Raw genomic sequence first — 17,360 nt, forward strand, 5'->3', positions numbered from 1 at the left:
CATAGTGCCCTGTGGCCACATAATCTGCACCGAGTGTCATAGCATAATCTAAAAAGGCCTTAAATTTGATTTCCTTATTACACATGACATCCGGATTTGGTGTTCGACCAGCTCGGTATTCAGCAAGGAAATATTCAAAGACACGATCCCAGTATTCTTTCTCAAAGTTGACAGAATAGTAAGGAATGCCAATTTGGTCTGCGACCGCTGCTACATCTTTGTAATCTTCTGTAGCTGTACAGACGCCATTTTCGTCTGTGTCGTCCCAGTTTTTCATGAAGATGCCGATGACATCGTAACCCTGTTGCTTTAATAATAAAGCTGTTACAGATGAATCCACACCACCACTCATACCAACAACAACACGTGTTTTCGAGTTATCACTCATAGATTTCTCCCATCTTTTCGTTTCTCACGATTGAAGGTCGTGGTTTGCTTCAACGATTGAAGGTCGTTTTGAGCAGTTACCATTTTAACACGCTTTATATTAGAAAACAAGCATCTTACTATTCTTTTTGTTGATCAGGATCGATGGGTTTACAAGTCTGTAAATATAAAAAGAGTCCTATTCAAGAACTCTTTTTAAACGAATTTAATACCAGCCATTCGCCAACCAGAAATTTTTAGCTGCTGACCATGATCCATAACGGGTGACAACATATTGATTGGCCACTTTTTCTTGGTTTGCAGGTGATAAATCACCATTCAAATAAGTGATAGTCAATTGGTAACGACCATAATATTGGCCATTTTGTGCTGTATAACTACCACTTGACTCTTTTTGAGCAATCCATTCCTTAGCAGCTGCATCTTCCGCACTCAAGCCATCTGAAGCAGAGACAGTCGTTGTTACTTGTGTAGTATCAGTTTTACTAGTAGTAGCTTGCTCCGTAGTTTTCTGCGTTGTATTTGCATCTTCAATCTCAAGAACTTGACCAACTGAGATAAGGTTCACGTTACTAATCTTATTTTTCTTAGCAATCGCATCAACCGTTGTGTTCTTCTCTTTAGCAATAGCTGATAAAGTATCACCTGATTTTACAGTATAAGAATCTGCATTCGCTACAATTGGAAGGAAAAGTCCTGCAAGTAAACTAAGTCCAATTATTCGTTTCATCATTTGTTTTTTATTCATTATTATGTACTCCTTTATTGGTATACCTCTATACTACACAAGAAATATTTCATATTTATTGAAATTATATGTCAAATATTTCAGATAGATGTTAGAAAGACTAAAGTTTAGATATAATATAAATGCTTTAAGTCTTGCTTAAGATTTCTCATTTATTTCGGGAAAAATATAAGAAATCATCAGCCATATCTGATATAATGAAGTAAAGTGATCACAAAGGAGCAGAGCATGAACTCTTTAAAATTCCAATCAGTTTTTGATATTATTGGACCTGTGATGATTGGCCCATCCAGTAGTCATACTGCAGGTGCTGTTCGAATTGGTAAAATTGTTTCTTCTATTTTTGGAGAGGAGCCAAAAGAGGTTGAGTTCCAATTATTTAATTCCTTCGCAAAAACCTATCGTGGTCATGGAACAGATTTAGCCTTAGTGGCAGGCATCTTAGGAATGGACACAGATGATCCTAGAATCCCAGATAGTCTAAAAATTGCACATGAAAGAGGCATTCGGATTGTTTGGTCTATTCAAAAAGAGAGCAATGCTCCTCACCCAAACACAACAACCATTACTGTTAAAAATGATCATAAAATGATTTCTGTCACTGGAATCTCAATTGGTGGTGGGAACATACAGGTAACTGAGTTAAACGGCTTTGCCATCTCGCTAAATATGAATACTCCAACCATTATCATTGTGCATCAAGACGTCCCTGGGATGATCGCTCATGTGACAGAAGCCCTTTCTCGCTATGATATTAACATTGCACAAATGAATGTGACGCGGGAAAAAGCTGGAGAAAAAGCGATTATGATTATAGAAGTTGACTCAAGGAGTTGTGAAGCAGCTATCGAAGATATCCGTCAAATTCCTCATCTTCATAATGTCAACTTTTTCAAATAAGGAGTTCGTATGTTTTATTCAATTGTAGACCTCGTAGAACAAGCAAGCACGCAATACGAAGGAAACGTCGCAGAGTTAATGATTGCAACTGAATTTGAACTAACTGGTCGTGAACGCGAAGAAGTCCTCCAATTAATGACCCGGAATTTAGAAGTGATGATTGATTCTGTAAGATTAGGGTTAAATGAAAATCACTCTCGTAGTGGGTTAACCGGTGGGGATGCCGCAAAATTAGATCGCTATATCAAATCAGGAAAAACGTTATCTGACTTGACCGTCTTAACCGCAGCTAAGAATGCTATCGCTGTCAACGAACACAATGCTAAGATGGGATTGGTCTGTGCAACACCCACTGCAGGATCTGCTGGCTGTCTTCCCGCAGTTCTCACTGCAGCAACCCAAAAATTAGGGTTAAACCGTCAGCAACAATTAGATTTTCTACTGACAGCTGGAGCTTTTGGTTTAGTGATCGCCAATAATGCTTCTATTTCAGGTGCAGAAGGTGGTTGTCAGGCAGAAGTCGGTTCTGCTTCAGCTATGAGTGCGGCAGCATTGACACTAGCTGCTGGAGGAACTCCTTATCAAGCGAGTCAAGCAGTCTGTTTTGTCATCAAAAACATGCTTGGGCTCATTTGTGATCCAGTAGCAGGTCTTGTGGAAGTCCCATGTGTCAAACGAAACGCAATGGGAGCCAGCTATGCCTTCATTGCTGCTGATATGGCCTTAGCAGGCATTGAATCAAAAATACCTGTTGATGAAGTGATTGACGCCATGTACCAAGTTGGTTCTAGTCTTCCGACTGCCTTTAGAGAAACAGCTGAAGGAGGATTGGCAGCAACACCAACCGGACGTAGATTACAAAAAGAGATATTTGGAGAATAACATGCAAGCCTTATTTTTTGACTTAGACGGAACATTAGTTGACAGTTCCAAGGGAATTATAGAGAGCTTTCAACATACATTCGATACTTTAAAGGTTCCTCAACCCGATCTCGAAACCATCCGTAGTTTTATGGGACCACCTTTGATTTCTAGTTTTGAAGCTACTCTTCCTGAAACTTTGGTAGATCAAGCCGTAACTATCTATCGCCAGTATTATCATGAAAAAGGTCAATACAAATCAACTCTATTTCCTCAGATAGTAGAAGCTTTGAAAGCATTACAAGACGAAAACATTCCCCTTTATGTAACAACTTCAAAACATGAACCGGTTGCTTTACAGATGTGTCAAGATTTAGGTGTCGCCAAATACTTTAAAGGAATTTATGGATCAAATTCAGATCGTATCCACAAAGCCGATGTCATTCGATACGCCTTGTCAATCAATGACCTTCCAAAAGAGGAGACAGTGATTATTGGAGACACAAAATTTGACCTCATTGGAGGTCAAACAGTTGGCATAAAAACCATGGCCGTCACTTGGGGATTTGGAGATCTTGAAGAGCTACTTCTTTACTCACCAGATTTTATTTGTCACTCTCCACTTGACATTCTTGAGACATTAAAAAAATAGGTTTACAAATTGTAAACCTATTTTTTAATAACCCCAAGCTGATAAACCTTGTGAGCTATATGCATTGTATGCAGCCTGGATTTGATCATCAACTGTTGCAGTTGAACCCCAACCTGGCATTGTTTGGAACAAACCACTGGCACCAGAAGCATTTGCTGCATTTACTTGACCATTTGATTCACGGGCAATGATTGCTTCCCAAGTAGAAGCAGGTACGCCAGTCATTTCAGCCATACGAGCAGCCGCATAAGATCCTTGTTCTCCAGCAGTATTCCCATTTGATAGAACAATTCCACCATTTGTTGATTGTGCAGAAGTCACTGCAGCATTTGCTGCATAAGTTGTTTGTTTTTGAGCAGCTTGTGCTGTTGCAGTTGCTGTAGTTGCACTTTCAGCAGGTTTTGCTTGCTCTTGTGGAGCAACTTTATCAATCATAGATTTTGAACGCTCACCTAACTCAATAATTTGTCCTGCATAGATCAAATCTTCATTGGTCAAATTGTTAGATGCAATAATATTTTCTACAGAAGTGTTATTTTCTAGTGCAATTTTTGATAGAGTATCTCCAGACTTCACTTCGTAAGTTTCAGCATTCACTGTAGCAATACCAGAAATGAAAAGTGACGCTGCTGAAAGTAGGGAAGTGACTGTCCATTGGAACTTTTTACTGTTCATGAATTCTATTCTCCTTTCGAACATAATTCTATCATACACACAAAATGTTACAGTTTATTGTAGAATATATTACAAATGTTACAAGAATATGTGAATTTAATGTAAAAAGCGCTTTGTATAGCGCTTTTTCCTTATTTTTGAACCAATACAACTAGCTCTATCCATTTTTTAGATAAAAAACTATCAACATGAGGCACAGAATAACGAGCAATGCCAGGCTATCTTTTACTCCCCACTGCAGAGTCCGATAGCGTGTTCGTCCCTCACCGCCTTTGTACCCTCTCGCTTCCATCGCAATTGCTAATGCATCTGCGCGTTTAAAACTTGAGGCAAACAAAGGAATGAGAATCGGAATAAAGGAACGGATCCTTTTTAATAGATTTCCTTCACCAAAATCAACACCACGCGCCCTTTGCGCATTCATGATTCGATTCGTATCATCTACTAAGGTTGGAACAAAGCGCAAACTCATAGATAGCATTAAGCCTATCTCATGAGCCGGAACCTTAATAATTTTTAGTGGTGTAAGGATCTTTTCAACAGCATCTGCTAAACTCAATGGTGTCGTCGTCACTGTTAAAATCGTTGAATAAAAAATGATTAAAATAAATCTACAAAATATGATGGCGGCTTGCATCAATCCTTGGTCAGTTAATTTAAAAAACCACCATTGATACAAAATAGTTCCTTGAGAGGTCGCAAATAATTGAAAAATAGTTGTAAAAGCAATGATAAAAATCATTGATTTTAAGCCTTTAATATAAAAACTAACTGAAATCCTCGTTAGATACATTAAAACAAAAATAAAACCAAAGAGAAGAACATTTGTCTGGATATTATTTGCCCAAAACAGAAGAAATATGAATAAAAACATTGAGAGCAACTTCCCACGAGGATCTAGTTGGTGGATAATGGAGTTTCCAGGAATATATCTTCCTAAAATCATATTATTCATGAAGTAACAGCTCCTTTAGTTCCTCAATTTTGATTGGTAGTCTGTCCAGAGGAAGTCCTCTTCGTTTCAATTGAAGAGCAAAATTCGTAATTTGTGGGACTCCTAATTGAAGTTTTTGTAAATACTCAACCTGTTGAAACACTTCCCTTGGGGATCCCTTTAGGACAAGTTTTCCTGCTTCCAAAGCAAATACGGTATCAGCAAAATTTGCTACATCATCCATTGTATGAGTTACCAGAACTAGTGTCATCCCATTTTTATGTAATGTCTCAAATAGCGCCATCAATTCCTTTCTTCCAGCAGGATCTAGCCCTGCTGTCGGCTCGTCCAATACTAAAATTTCTGGTTCGATAGCTAAAATACCTGCGATCGCAACCCGTCTCATCTGTCCACCAGATAGTTCAAATGGACTTTTATCATAGATAGACTCTTCTAAACCAACGATCGCTAATTTTTCTTTGGCTATTTCCTCCGCTTTTTCCTTAGGTACCCCAAAATTTTGTGGTCCAAAGGCTACATCAGCTAGAACGGTTTCCGCAAATAGCTGACTTTCTGGAAATTGAAAAACCAAACCGACTTTTTTTCTCAGGTACTTCATTTCTTTTGGCTCAGAATGATTATCTAAAACAAAATCTTCAAATTGAATCGTTCCTGTAGTCGGACGCAGTAAACCATTTAGTAATTGCAACAAAGTAGACTTGCCACTACCAGTATGCCCGATGATGGCTGTATAAGATCCATTTTTTATTTCCAAACTAATATCAGAAAGCGCCTGCCCTTCAAAAGGACTTCCCTCTTGATAAGTATAATAGACATTCTTTAAAGAGATTCCCATAGTTGGTCTAATAACTCACTTTCTGTTAGATAATCCTGTTTTAGCGGAAAATGCGAGCTGAGAGATTCTTGAACCTGCTTACTAAAAGGCTTATCTAGTCCAATCTCATTAAGGTCATTTCTTGAAAACAATTCCCGCGGCGTCATAGAAGACTCTAGTTTTCCCTTTTGAAACACGAGTGTTCGATCACTTAAGGCAATTTCGGTTAAATCATGGGTAATGGAGATAATTGTTAATTGAAATTTTTTTTGAAGTTCTCTCATTACCGCCATTAGATCCTCTCTACCTTCTGGATCCAACATACTAGTTGCTTCATCAAGGATAATAATAGTTGGTCTCAAGGCGATAATACCTGCTATGGCCACCCGTTGCTTTTGACCACCTGACAAACGAGATGGTTCGCGATCTTTAAACTCCAGCATACCAACTTGCTCAATAGCCTTCTCCACACGTTGAAGCATTTCTTCCCGTGGAATTCCTTGATTTTCTAAACCAAAGGCAACATCATCTTCTACTGTCGCACCAACAAATTGGTTGTCAGGGTTCTGAAATACAATCCCAATTTTACTACGGATTTCCCATATGGTTTCACGAGTCAGTTGTTTTCCATCAACGTAAATCTCACCAGACTCAGCTTCTAAAAGACCATCAATCAGGCGTACAACTGTAGATTTGCCACTACCATTGTGTCCAACAATCGAAAGCCACTCTCCTTGTTTCACGTGAAACGAAACCGTGTCAATTTGATACTCTTCTACTGTGTTATCGTATCGAAAGGATACATTTTTTAGCTCAATCATCTGTTTCATTTATTTAAATGTGTCTTTAAAGAGATAGCTACTTCCCTTAAAGTAGTCGTAACCAGAATAAATTGTGAAAATCAATGCAATATAAAGCAACACTTGCCCTGGAAGTGTCCAATGGCAAAGCAAAAAGATAATGGCAAACATTTGGCTAAAGGTTTTAATTTTTCCTGGCATGGCTGCAGCAAGAACTGTACCACCTGTCTCAACAAGTAGAAGACGCAAACCAGTAACAGCTAACTCACGACAAATGATAACGGCTGCAATCCAAGCAGGAACCATTTTTAATTCAATCATCATGATAAAGGCTGACATGACCAATAATTTATCTGCCATTGGATCGGCAAATTTACCAAAATTACTAACTACATTCCATTTTCGTGCAAGAAAGCCATCTAAATAATCTGTAATACTAGCAATTGCAAAAATAACTGCCGCTACAATATGTCCTAAGTAAGAGTGACTTAAACTTAAAATGGCAATAAAAATAGGAATCATCACAACCCGAAATAATGTCAATGCATTAGGAATATTTTCTTTTTTCATACTTCCTCCAAAAAATAAACTATCTTTACATCTATTTTACAGATGCTGTAAACTCATAAAAATATACGATATAAATCACAAAGCCAAGAATGGCAAAACTAACTAGTAGATAATACAGGATTGGTAACCAGCTCGCTTTCTGTCTTACTTTTCTTGAATGAAGCTCTTCGTCATCTACAAGTATTTCTTCATCAAATAACAATTCTTTTCCTTCGCGAAAAGCTGTCAATAGGATGGACTCATCTAATCCCAAAGCCCATGCTAACTTTTTAAGATAGATCTGAGCGTAAAAGGGACTCGGTAATAGATCAAACTCATCGTTTTCCAACGCTTCTATATAAGGAATTTCAATGGCTGTCTTATTTGACACATCCTGTAAACTTAAGTGTAAATTTACTCTTGACAGTCTTAACACTTGACCAATCGTTCTCTTCTTCATGTTTTCCCTTCTTGATACATTGTTTACTACTTTTGAAAAATCATATAATCAACCATCTCAGCCTGGTCGATGAACTGACGCCCTAATTTGATGATATCTTGTAAACTAATACCTTGTAAAATCTTTGGAAGATCATAAGAAGTGCTACCGTCTGAAAAATATTCAAACTGAGTGGCACTATACTCAAGCGAATTTAAACCTTGTAAGAAATCACCAAACATTTCGCTTTTAATCGTATCCAAATGTTCCTGATTCACATCTGGATCCTTCTCAAATTGTTTGATCGCTGACCTAAATTGATGAGATAAGGACACCGGTTCTTGAGTATCCATTGTCAAAATAACGAAATGAAATAATTCCTCAACCTCGACTTCAAGTGTCAATGAGTTGTCAATCTTCCCAGATTCATATAAACTTTGAAACCGTTGCGAAGTCCAACCAAACATCATCGAAAACAGTAATTTCAATATCAATTTATAACGAAATTTTTCCTCTTCCTTAATGATATCATTTCCTCGAATTCCAATTGCCAACTTCGGAGTAGCAACTTCCATTCTACAAGATTGATTCAATCTTACTTCATTTTTTTCTACAGGAAAACGTTCTAACTCCACAGAAGGACGAGGAGAAGTCAGATCATATTTCTTTACTACTTGCAATACTTCATCAACATCAAAGTTTCCGATCACTAATAAATGCATTTGAGAGGGATGATAGAATAGATCAAAGTTTTCACGGAGATTATCTATTGTAATGTCAGAAATAGACTCCCTAGTTCCAGCAATATCATCTGCTAACGGTGTTCCAGGATATAAATTTTCTAAAGCACCAAAAAATAATCGATAGTCTGGACTATCTTGGTACATTCCAATTTCTTGTTGAATGATTTCTCTTTCCTTAGATACAGATTTTTCTGTAAAGGAAACCTTTGAAACCATCTCCAATAACAATTGAATATTTTCAGGGACTTTTGAAGTTGTTGAGAAAAGATAACTTGTCTTTGTAAAGCTTGTAAAGGCATTACTTTCCGATCCTAAATGAACGAATTTTTTTAAATAATCTTGACCATTTTCATCTTCAAACACTTTGTGTTCTAGAAAATGTGCAATTCCTGCAGGATATTGCCTTTCATCACCATTCACTAGAATTCGTGTATCCACTGAGCCAAACTTAGTTGTGATTATTCCATAGGTTTCATAATAATCTTCTTTGGGAATTAAATGAATAGTCAACCCATTTGACAAGCGTGTAAAGTAAACTTGCTCACCAACCGATTCATAATATTTTTCTTTAATTTTCAATCTTTACACTACTTTCCTTCCATAAAATAAACAGACTGTAAATTAATTGTTTTTGCTACTTCAATAATTTCTTCTCTACTAACCTTATCGATAGATTCTAACCACTCTTCTAGAGAAAGAACTTTCGTTCCTAGGATCGTTTTCAAATATTCCCTTTCAATCAAGGTATTTTGCCGATCCTGTGCTAATAAGGTCGTATTCACCAACATTTCTTTTGTCAATTGAAGCTCTGACTCTGTAAACTTGCCTCGTTTTAAATCATTCAACTGTCTCATAATCAAGGTCATTACTTTGGTACGAGATTCCTTATCAATGCCTGCAAAAACTCTCATGAAGCCTGTAAAAATATCAAAATGGCTTGAGATAGTATAAGCAAGGCCTTCTTTCTCACGTATTATTTGAAAAAGTCTCGAATGCGAGAAAGCTCCCAGCATCCCATTTAATACAACTAGAGGGATATGGAGAGATTCTCCATACTGGGTAGAAAAATGATAACCTAATTCTAAAATAGATTGTTGGTTTTGTTTTTGCTCTAACTTTTCTCTTACAACATTTGTAAAAGGTTGTTGATAGGTGACAGACAAATTGTTATCACGTGGCTTGAATTCAAACTGGTTCACTCGATCCACAATAGCGACCTCATTAAAGTCACCTATGAAAAAGAAGTCAATGTTATCTAATTGGAGCATCTGATGAAACTGTTCAAGAGAACTTTGAGCTGTTTCTTGTCTCACTAAATCAACTTTCCCCAATCTTGACATCCCGATTGTTTCGTCTTCAAAAAATAGTTGATTCAATTGCCCATGTGCATAATAATAAGGCTCTTCAATTTCTGACTCCAAATCGGAAATCGTATTTTTCTTTTCAACGTCAAATGTATCACTGTCAAAGTGATCTTCTACTACCAAAGGTGAAAAGAAGATAGTTTCTATAATGTCTAAAACCTCATCAGTAAGAACATTTTTCTTGCTCAAAAAGTCATCGCGCACAAAGGAAATATTCAAATCAACATAATGAACACGACCCCTCTTAGAGACTGAGGTTGACAATTCTACCCCGTATAGACTAGCTAATTTTTCACGGAATAATTGTGAAGTTGGATATTTTTGATTTGCAGTTTCCATCATACAGGCTACTAAAACACGCGCAGCCACGGTATTTTCATCTAATGGCGATGAAAAACGGACCTTAATTTTATTGGTTTTAAATTTTTTTGATTGAAGAAAGTGAAGATTCACGCCCTTTACTAATTCCATTTTCATCCTCGTTCTACTCAATAGTAACTTTCATTATAACACGAAATCACACTAAAATCCTAATTCAAACTGTGAAAAAGCTCCTCAAATCACTCAACATTCTCTACCCTAGAAAAACTAAAAATATGGTATAATAACACGCAAAGAGGTGAACTATGAATTACAAATTATTTGATGATTTTATTACATTACAAGCAATCTTAAAAGAACTCGGTATTATACAGAGTGGTGGTGCAATCAAAGCCTTTCTTCAAGAAAAAGAAGTCTTTGTTAATGGTGAATCAGAACAACGGAGAGGCCGTAAACTTCGTGTCAATGATCAAATTGACATTCCTGAACTGAGCATAACTATCACCATTCTTGAACCTTCTCAAGAAGAAATAGAAGAGCATCTTAAAGACAAGGAAGAAAAGGAACGTGTTGCTAAACTTGTCAAGCAACTCAATCAACAACAAAAGAAACAACCGAAAAAGTCTAACAAAAAAGAAAAAGCGATTCGCTTTCCTGGTATCTCGTAATGTGGTTAAAACACTTATCCATTCAAAATTTTCGTAATTATCAAGAACTAGAAGTCGAGTTTCATCCTGGATTAAATATTTTCCTAGGTCAAAATGCTCAAGGAAAGACTAATATTCTCGAATCAATTTATTTTCTAGCTTTAACCAGAAGTCATCGAACACGAAATGATAGAGATCTCATCTATTTTGAATCCACCGATTTTAAAGTGTCTGGTCAATTACAAAGAGAAACTGGTCCCCTTCCATTAGAAATTTCCTTGACACCAAAAGGTCGGATAACTAAGGTAAATCATTTGAAACAAGCCAAATTATCGAACTATATTGGCCATATGAATGTTGTCCTTTTCGCACCCGAAGATTTGCAACTGATCAAAGGATCACCTGCAGGGCGTCGAAAGTTTATTGACATTGAATTAGGTCAGATGAAACCTCTCTATTTATCCGACTTATCTCAATACAACCATGTACTGAAACAAAGAAACAGTTATCTAAAAAATTCGGAAAAAATTGATGCTACATTTTTGGAGGTCTTAGATTCACAACTAGCTAATTTTGGAAGTCGCGTCATCCATCATCGGCTTAAGTTTATTAAAAAATTAGAAGCTAAAGCAGAAGAAAAACACACTCGACTTTCTGACAACAAAGAAGACCTATCGATTCAATATCAGTCAACTGTTTTTTCTGAAGAAGGAAATGATATAGAAGAGCAGTTTCTCTCTATGTTGGAAAAAAACCGTCAGAAGGATATTTTTAGAAAAACAACAAGTATTGGGCCTCACAGGGATGATTTGGCATTTTTTATCAATAATATGAATGCTACCTTTGGTAGTCAAGGCCAGCATCGAAGTGTTGTTCTCTCTCTAAAATTAGCAGAAATCGAATTGATGGAAGAAATCACAAGAGAAAAGCCTATTTTATTACTTGACGATGTCATGAGCGAACTTGACAATTATCGTCAACTTCAACTACTTGAAACTATCTCTAATAATATTCAAACATTTATTACAACGACCACTCTTGATCATTTAAAAGAACTGCCTGAAGAGTTGAAAATTTTCACTGTTCAAGCCGGTCATATCAAAACAGCATCTTGACAATACTGTCAAGATGCTGTTGTTTTTATTTACAAATGTGTAAATTTATTGTGCCGAGTAGTTAGGAGCCTCGTTTGTAATTTGCACATCATGAGGATGGCTTTCTTTCAATCCGGCGCCACTCATTTCGACAAATTGTGCATGATCATGTAAATCTTGAATGGTTGCTGCACCAACATAACCCATACCTGAACGAATACCACCGATCATTTGGAAGACCATATCTGCTACAGAACCTTTATAAGCAACGCGTCCTTCAATTCCTTCAGGGACTAATTTATTGGCTTCATTGACAGATCCTTGGAAGTAACGGTCGCTAGAACCTTTCTTCATTGCTGCAATAGATCCCATACCACGGTATGTTTTAAACTTACGACCTTGGAAGATTTCTGTTTCACCTGGTGCTTCATCTGTACCTGCAAGCATTGAACCAAGCATTACTGCATTTCCACCAGCTGCGAGTGCTTTGACAATATCTCCTGAATACTTGATACCACCATCAGCAATGATCGTTTTTCCATATTCACGAGCTACAGCGGCTGCGTCATAAATAGCAGTCACTTGAGGAACACCAACCCCTGCAACAACACGAGTTGTACAGATTGATCCTGGACCAATTCCGACTTTAACTACGTCTACCCCTGCATCAAATAATGCACGAGCACCTTCAGCGGTTGCAATATTTCCTGCAATCAAGGTACGATCTGGGAAGTGGGCACGAATTTCTGCAATCTTACGAAGAACACCCGCAGAATGTCCATGAGCAGTATCGATGACAATTGCGTCTGCACCAGCTTCAAAAAGAGCTTCTGCACGTTCAAAAGTATCTGAAGTAACCCCTACGGCACCAGCCACAAGCAAACGACCAAATTCATCCTTAGCCGCATTTGGGAACTCAATAACTTTTTCAATATCTTTGATTGTAATCAAGCCAGAAAGACGACCATTTTCATCTACCAATGGTAATTTTTCAATACGGTGCTCTTGTAGAATGCGTTCAGCTGTTTCCAAATCAGTTCCAACCGGTGCAGTCACCAAATTTTCACTCGTCATATGATTTGAAATGGGTTGATTGTAATCAGAAATAAAACGCAAATCCCGGTTTGTAAGGATACCAACTAATTTACGATTTTCAAGTGTTTCAACAACAGGAACACCACTGATTCGATATCGTCCCATCAACTCATCTGCTTCTGCAATTGTATGAGACGGAGTCAAATAGAACGGATCAATGATAACTCCATTTTCAGAGCGTTTTACTTTGCGTACTTCATCTGCCTGTTGCTCAATTGACATGTTTTTATGGATAACACCAAGTCCACCAGCACGTGCCATTGCAATTGCCATTTGACTTTCAGTCACTGTGTCCATGGCAGCAGTAATGATTGGGATATTCAAGCGTAAATTACTTGCTAATTGTGTACTTAAATCTGCATCATTAGGCAATACGTGACTTTCTGCTGGAATCAAAAGCACGTCATCGAATGTAAACCCTTTTTTTAAAAACTTTGTGTCCCAATTAGACATTAGCTGGATCCTCTTTTCTTTTTATTTGAGCAAGGCTCGAATTTTTATTGTTAATATCATACCATTCTATGGCAATTTGTCAATCATTTATTGGTAAATTATCAATGAACAGTAAGAAATGTTCGCTTTTAATGAAGTCGTTTTATTTTTTAAAATAGGTAATTCCCATTGCTGATTTTACTTCATCCAATGTTTGAGCAGCTACATTTCGAGCACGCTCACTTCCTTTTTCAAGAATAGAGTAGACCTCACCCATATCCTTTGCAAACTCAAGTCGTCTTTCACGAATCGGTCTTAATTCACGATCTAAAATTTCTAAAAGATATCGTTTGGTCTTTACATCACCAAGTCCACCACGTTGATAATGTTCTTTCATTTCTGCAATTTCAGCTGCATCTTCTGGACGGCCAAATACATCCAGGTAATGAAATACCATATTGCCTTCGATTTTTCCTGGATCCTCTACTTTAATATGATCAGGATCAGTATACATACTCATCACTTTTTTCTTTAAAGTATCTGCATCATCAGCTAGGTAAATGCCATTATTCAACGATTTAGACATTTTAGCATTTCCATCTAAACCAGGTAAGCGACCAGCTGCTTCATTTTCAGGATAAATCCCTTCCGGTTCCACCAAAGTATCTGTATTATAAGCATGATTAAAGGAACGAACAATCTCACGAGTTTGTTCAATCATTGGCTTTTGATCATTTCCTACTGGAACAAAATTCGCTTTAAATGCTGTGATATCGGCTGCTTGTGAAATAGGGTATACCAAAAATCCTGTTGGAATACTCTCACCAAAACCTTTTTGAGAAATCTCGGTTTTTACAGTTGGGTTTCTTTCAAGTCGCGCCAAAGATACTAGATTCATGTAATACATTGTCAATTCCGCTAATTCAGGAATCTGACTTTGAATGAAAATCGTAACTTTTTCAGGATCTAGTCCAGCTGCCAGATAATCCAAAGCAACATTTCCAATAGACTCCACAATCGTTTTTGGATCTTTTGCATGATCCGTCAAAGCTTGCTGGTCTGCCAAAAAAACAAACATATTATATTCGTCTTTATTCTGTAGCAAGACGCGATTTTTTAAAGAACCAACATAGTGGCCAATGTGGAGTTTTCCTGTTGGTCTATCTCCTGTCAAAATGATGGGTTTTGTCATACTCTTCTCCTTAATCGTTATCCCTATCATTATAGCACTTTCTAGTTGAAAATGTTAGTCTATCCTCTATGTTTGTAAGGAATTAACACTTTACTAAACTGTCAATTTCGTTTACATCATTGTAAAAACAAATTGACAGTAAAAAAGTTGAATTTTCCCCTATTTTCTAGTAAAATGAAGACATTATAGAAAGAGGAGAAAATCATTGCTTACAGTATCAGACGTCTCACTACGTTTTAGTGATCGAAAATTGTTTGACGATGTCAATATCAACTTTACAGAAGGAAATACATACGGTCTCATCGGTGCCAACGGTGCTGGAAAGTCAACCTTTTTAAAAATTTTAGCTGGAGATATTGAACCAACAACTGGTCATATTTCTCTTGGCCCTGATGAACGTTTGTCTGTTTTGCGTCAAAATCACTTTGACTACGAAGACGAGCGGGTCATCGATGTTGTCATTATGGGAAATGAAAAGCTCTACAACATTATGAAAGAAAAAGATGCTATCTACATGAAAGAAGATTTCTCTGATGAAGATGGTGTCCGTGCAGCTGAACTTGAAGGTGAATTTGCCGAACTTGGTGGATGGGAAGCAGAAAGTGAAGCATCTCAATTGCTTCAAAATCTAAATATTTCAGAAGACCTTCATTATCAAACTATGAGCGAGTTAGCCAATGGGGATAAAGTGAAAGTTCTCTTAGCTAAAGCCCTTTTTGGTAAACCAGATGTCCTTCTTTTGGACGAGCCGACCAATGGATTGGATATTCAATCCATTACCTGGTTAGAAGATTTTCTGATTGATTTTGAAAATACGGTTATCGTTGTATCCCATGACCGCCACTTTTTGAATAAAGTCTGCACCCATATGGCGGATCTCGACTTTGGAAAAATCAAACTTTACGTCGGGAACTATGATTTCTGGAAAGAATCTTCTGAACTTGCAGCAAAATTACAAGCAGATAGAAATGCAAAAGCTGAAGAAAAAATTAAACAATTACAAGAGTTTGTCGCACGTTTCTCAGCCAACGCTTCAAAATCAAAACAAGCAACTTCGCGTAAAAAAATGCTTGACAAGATTGAACTTGAAGAAATTGTTCCATCTAGTCGGAAGTACCCATTCATCAACTTTAAGGCAGAACGAGAAATTGGTAACGATCTCTTGACAGTTGAAAATCTTTCTGTCAAGATTGATGGAGAAACCATCCTTGACAATATCAGCTTTATCTTACGTCCTGGTGACAAAACCGCCCTTATCGGACAGAACGATATTCAAACAACCGCTTTGATCCGTGCATTGATGGATGATATTGAATATGAAGGAACTGTCAAGTGGGGAGTTACAACTAGTCGATCATATCTACCAAAAGACAACAGTCGTGATTTTGCAGGTGGTGAAAGTATTCTCGATTGGCTTCGTCAATTTGCAAGTAAAGAAGAAGATGACAATACTTTCCTTCGTGGTTTCTTAGGACGTATGCTCTTTTCGGGTGACGAAGTTAACAAGTCTGTCAACGTCTTGTCAGGGGGAGAAAAAGTTCGTGTCATGTTGTCTAAATTGATGCTCCTCAAGTCAAATGTTCTTGTACTGGATGATCCAACCAATCACTTGGATTTGGAGTCTATCTCAAGTTTGAATGATGGATTGAAGAATTTTAAAGAATCGATTATCTTTGCCAGCCATGACCACGAATTCATTCAAACACTCGCCAACCATATTATCGTTCTTTCAAAAAACGGCGTAATCGATCGTATTGATGAAACCTATGATGAGTTTCTTGAAAATGAAGAAGTTCAAGCAAAAGTGAAAGAACTTTGGAGCCAATCATAAAAATAAAGAGCCCTGAAATCATTATTTCAGGCTCTTTCAGTAGAAATATATGAATAAAACAAAGCTAAAAACATCCCTTTTTATAGTATCTTCTTTCCTGATTCCAGCTATCATGATGTTCTTTATTTACCTCTCACAAGGAATCTACTGGAACAGTGATACATCCCCCTTATTAGGAGATGGTTATCATCAGTATGTCATTTTTGATACCACACTTCGAAATATTTTACATGGGACAGATAGCCTATTTTACAGTTTCCAAAGTGGATTAGGCATTAATTTCTATGCACTCAGTAGCTATTATCTAGGAAGTTTCTTTTCTCCTCTTGTCTACTTCTTTAATGCACAATCCATGCCAGATGCTGTTTATCTCATCACTCTTCTTAAATTTGGAGCTATTGGATTAAGCACTTATATTAGTTTGCATGGAATGTTTTCTAAAATTCCTAGATTCCTGGTTCTTACCCTTTCAACATCATTTGCTCTTATGAGCTTTGCTATCAGCCAAATTGAAATCAAAACTTGGCTAGATGTTTTTATCCTAGCACCATTAATTCTTTATGGATTCAAAAAACTCATTTACAATGAGGGAGAGATTCTCTACTTTATCAGCTTAACCAGCTTGTTTATCCAAAATTATTATTTTGGGTTTATGATGTCTATTTTTCTTATTTTATGGTACTTGACACAACTGTCATGGGACATCAAAGGAATTGGAAAACGCTTCTTTCATTTTGTGATTGTATCTCTTTTATCAGTTATAACAAGCCTTGTGATGTTATATCCAACCTTCTTAGATTTACGCACTCATGGAGAAAGTTTTTCAAAGGTTGACAGTATCTTTACAGAAAAAAGTTGGTA

General features: G+C 37.0%; 18 protein-coding genes and 1 pseudogene. 7 read left to right on the forward strand and 12 right to left on the reverse strand.

Translation table 11 applies throughout. The features are described 5' to 3' along the window. A pseudogene (locus PAN06_RS08505) lies at positions 1-388 on the reverse strand (tRNA 2-thiouridine(34) synthase MnmA); the annotation flags it as partial. Positions 389-592: 204 nt separating this feature from the next. Continuing rightward, the gene (locus tag PAN06_RS08510; protein WP_269796064.1) at positions 593-1,135 is read right to left on the reverse strand and encodes a LysM peptidoglycan-binding domain-containing protein; all 543 of its coding nucleotides are present in this window, start codon (positions 1,133-1,135) and stop codon (positions 593-595) included. Positions 1,136-1,363: 228 nt separating this feature from the next. Between PAN06_RS08510 and sdaAB the strand changes: the two genes are divergently transcribed. From sdaAB to PAN06_RS08525, 3 genes are read left to right on the forward strand one after another with little or no spacing between them, the layout of a single operon-like run. Further along, the gene (gene sdaAB / locus PAN06_RS08515) at positions 1,364-2,035 is read left to right on the forward strand and encodes an L-serine ammonia-lyase, iron-sulfur-dependent subunit beta (protein ID WP_269796065.1); all 672 of its coding nucleotides are present in this window, start codon (positions 1,364-1,366) and stop codon (positions 2,033-2,035) included. 9 nt (positions 2,036-2,044) lie between these two features. Beyond that, positions 2,045-2,917 carry an L-serine ammonia-lyase, iron-sulfur-dependent, subunit alpha gene (gene sdaAA / locus PAN06_RS08520; protein WP_247913804.1) on the forward strand — a complete coding sequence of 291 codons (873 nt, stop codon included), beginning with the start codon at positions 2,045-2,047 and terminating at the stop codon, positions 2,915-2,917. 1 nt (position 2,918) lies between these two features. After that, complete coding sequence (locus PAN06_RS08525) at positions 2,919-3,548, forward strand: HAD hydrolase-like protein (protein WP_269796066.1); 630 nt, start codon at positions 2,919-2,921, stop codon at positions 3,546-3,548. A gap of 24 nt (positions 3,549-3,572) precedes the next feature. Here the strand turns inward: PAN06_RS08525 and PAN06_RS08530 are convergent, their stop codons facing one another. The 8 genes from PAN06_RS08530 to PAN06_RS08565 all read right to left on the reverse strand — a co-directional run bounded on the left by PAN06_RS08530 (position 3,573) and on the right by PAN06_RS08565 (position 10,358). Next, positions 3,573-4,223, reverse strand: coding sequence for a LysM peptidoglycan-binding domain-containing protein (locus PAN06_RS08530; protein WP_269796067.1), 651 nt, complete (start codon positions 4,221-4,223; stop codon positions 3,573-3,575). A 157-nt stretch (positions 4,224-4,380) separates the two neighbouring features. Beyond that, positions 4,381-5,178 carry an energy-coupling factor transporter transmembrane component T gene (locus tag PAN06_RS08535; protein ID WP_269796068.1) on the reverse strand — a complete coding sequence of 266 codons (798 nt, stop codon included), beginning with the start codon at positions 5,176-5,178 and terminating at the stop codon, positions 4,381-4,383. Then, positions 5,171-6,013 carry an energy-coupling factor transporter ATPase gene (locus PAN06_RS08540; protein ID WP_269796069.1) on the reverse strand — a complete coding sequence of 281 codons (843 nt, stop codon included), beginning with the start codon at positions 6,011-6,013 and terminating at the stop codon, positions 5,171-5,173. The genes PAN06_RS08535 and PAN06_RS08540 overlap by 8 nt, the downstream gene beginning before the upstream one ends. Further along, the gene (locus PAN06_RS08545) at positions 5,998-6,822 is read right to left on the reverse strand and encodes an energy-coupling factor ABC transporter ATP-binding protein (protein WP_134974250.1); all 825 of its coding nucleotides are present in this window, start codon (positions 6,820-6,822) and stop codon (positions 5,998-6,000) included. Before PAN06_RS08545 ends, PAN06_RS08540 begins: the two co-directional genes overlap by 16 nt. Then, positions 6,823-7,362, reverse strand: coding sequence for a CDP-diacylglycerol--glycerol-3-phosphate 3-phosphatidyltransferase (pgsA, locus tag PAN06_RS08550; protein WP_201037410.1), 540 nt, complete (start codon positions 7,360-7,362; stop codon positions 6,823-6,825). It abuts the gene before it with no gap. A gap of 31 nt (positions 7,363-7,393) precedes the next feature. Then, a complete protein-coding gene (locus PAN06_RS08555; RefSeq protein WP_269796070.1) occupies positions 7,394-7,801 on the reverse strand; it encodes a helix-turn-helix domain-containing protein in 408 nt (135 codons plus the stop codon). Positions 7,802-7,827: 26 nt separating this feature from the next. Continuing rightward, positions 7,828-9,102, reverse strand: coding sequence for a pitrilysin family protein (locus PAN06_RS08560; protein WP_269796071.1), 1,275 nt, complete (start codon positions 9,100-9,102; stop codon positions 7,828-7,830). Between the two features lie 8 nt (positions 9,103-9,110). Further along, the gene (locus tag PAN06_RS08565) at positions 9,111-10,358 is read right to left on the reverse strand and encodes a pitrilysin family protein (RefSeq protein WP_049471798.1); all 1,248 of its coding nucleotides are present in this window, start codon (positions 10,356-10,358) and stop codon (positions 9,111-9,113) included. A gap of 155 nt (positions 10,359-10,513) precedes the next feature. Between PAN06_RS08565 and yaaA the strand changes: the two genes are divergently transcribed. Both yaaA and recF read left to right on the forward strand, forming a co-directional pair. After that, positions 10,514-10,876 (forward strand): S4 domain-containing protein YaaA, encoded by a 363-nt coding sequence (gene yaaA, locus PAN06_RS08570; RefSeq protein WP_155125169.1) that lies wholly within the window; start codon positions 10,514-10,516, stop codon positions 10,874-10,876. Then, on the forward strand, positions 10,876-11,970 hold the full coding sequence (recF, locus tag PAN06_RS08575) for a DNA replication/repair protein RecF (protein ID WP_269796072.1): 1,095 nt from the start codon (positions 10,876-10,878) through the stop codon (positions 11,968-11,970). Before yaaA ends, recF begins: the two co-directional genes overlap by 1 nt. 45 nt (positions 11,971-12,015) lie before the next feature. Here recF and guaB read toward each other — a convergent pair whose 3' ends face one another. Then, positions 12,016-13,497: an IMP dehydrogenase gene (gene guaB, locus PAN06_RS08580; RefSeq protein ID WP_003009220.1), complete on the reverse strand. Its 1,482-nt coding sequence runs from the start codon at positions 13,495-13,497 to the stop codon at positions 12,016-12,018. 142 nt (positions 13,498-13,639) lie between these two features. Then, positions 13,640-14,668, reverse strand: coding sequence for a tryptophan--tRNA ligase (gene trpS / locus PAN06_RS08585; RefSeq protein ID WP_003002236.1), 1,029 nt, complete (start codon positions 14,666-14,668; stop codon positions 13,640-13,642). A gap of 205 nt (positions 14,669-14,873) precedes the next feature. Between trpS and PAN06_RS08590 the strand changes: the two genes are divergently transcribed. Then, the gene (locus PAN06_RS08590) at positions 14,874-16,499 is read left to right on the forward strand and encodes an ATP-binding cassette domain-containing protein (protein WP_049486042.1); all 1,626 of its coding nucleotides are present in this window, start codon (positions 14,874-14,876) and stop codon (positions 16,497-16,499) included. Positions 16,500-16,548: 49 nt separating this feature from the next. Next, on the forward strand, positions 16,549-17,360 hold an 812-nt coding region (locus PAN06_RS08595), incomplete at its 3' end, for a YfhO family protein (protein ID WP_269796073.1).

It is taken from the genome of Streptococcus sp. SM3, assembly GCF_027497875.1.

What these genes read in the sequence shown, in the direction of transcription:
- PAN06_RS08540 (WP_269796069.1), bottom strand. Translation starts at nt 6,013, where the DNA reads ATGGGAATCTCTTTAAAGAATGTCTATTATACTTATCAAGAGGGAAGT.
- PAN06_RS08535 (WP_269796068.1), bottom strand. Translation starts at nt 5,178, where the DNA reads ATGAATAATATGATTTTAGGAAGATATATTCCTGGAAACTCCATTATC.
- PAN06_RS08545 (WP_134974250.1), bottom strand. Translation starts at nt 6,822, where the DNA reads ATGAAACAGATGATTGAGCTAAAAAATGTATCCTTTCGATACGATAAC.
- PAN06_RS08555 (WP_269796070.1), bottom strand. Translation starts at nt 7,801, where the DNA reads ATGAAGAAGAGAACGATTGGTCAAGTGTTAAGACTGTCAAGAGTAAAT.
- sdaAB (WP_269796065.1), top strand. Translation starts at nt 1,364, where the DNA reads ATGAACTCTTTAAAATTCCAATCAGTTTTTGATATTATTGGACCTGTG.
- PAN06_RS08510 (WP_269796064.1), bottom strand. Translation starts at nt 1,135, where the DNA reads ATGAATAAAAAACAAATGATGAAACGAATAATTGGACTTAGTTTACTT.
- PAN06_RS08525 (WP_269796066.1), top strand. Translation starts at nt 2,919, where the DNA reads ATGCAAGCCTTATTTTTTGACTTAGACGGAACATTAGTTGACAGTTCC.
- recF (WP_269796072.1), top strand. Translation starts at nt 10,876, where the DNA reads ATGTGGTTAAAACACTTATCCATTCAAAATTTTCGTAATTATCAAGAA.
- PAN06_RS08565 (WP_049471798.1), bottom strand. Translation starts at nt 10,358, where the DNA reads ATGGAATTAGTAAAGGGCGTGAATCTTCACTTTCTTCAATCAAAAAAA.
- pgsA (WP_201037410.1), bottom strand. Translation starts at nt 7,362, where the DNA reads ATGAAAAAAGAAAATATTCCTAATGCATTGACATTATTTCGGGTTGTG.
- sdaAA (WP_247913804.1), top strand. Translation starts at nt 2,045, where the DNA reads ATGTTTTATTCAATTGTAGACCTCGTAGAACAAGCAAGCACGCAATAC.
- guaB (WP_003009220.1), bottom strand. Translation starts at nt 13,497, where the DNA reads ATGTCTAATTGGGACACAAAGTTTTTAAAAAAAGGGTTTACATTCGAT.
- PAN06_RS08530 (WP_269796067.1), bottom strand. Translation starts at nt 4,223, where the DNA reads ATGAACAGTAAAAAGTTCCAATGGACAGTCACTTCCCTACTTTCAGCA.
- trpS (WP_003002236.1), bottom strand. Translation starts at nt 14,668, where the DNA reads ATGACAAAACCCATCATTTTGACAGGAGATAGACCAACAGGAAAACTC.
- yaaA (WP_155125169.1), top strand. Translation starts at nt 10,514, where the DNA reads ATGAATTACAAATTATTTGATGATTTTATTACATTACAAGCAATCTTA.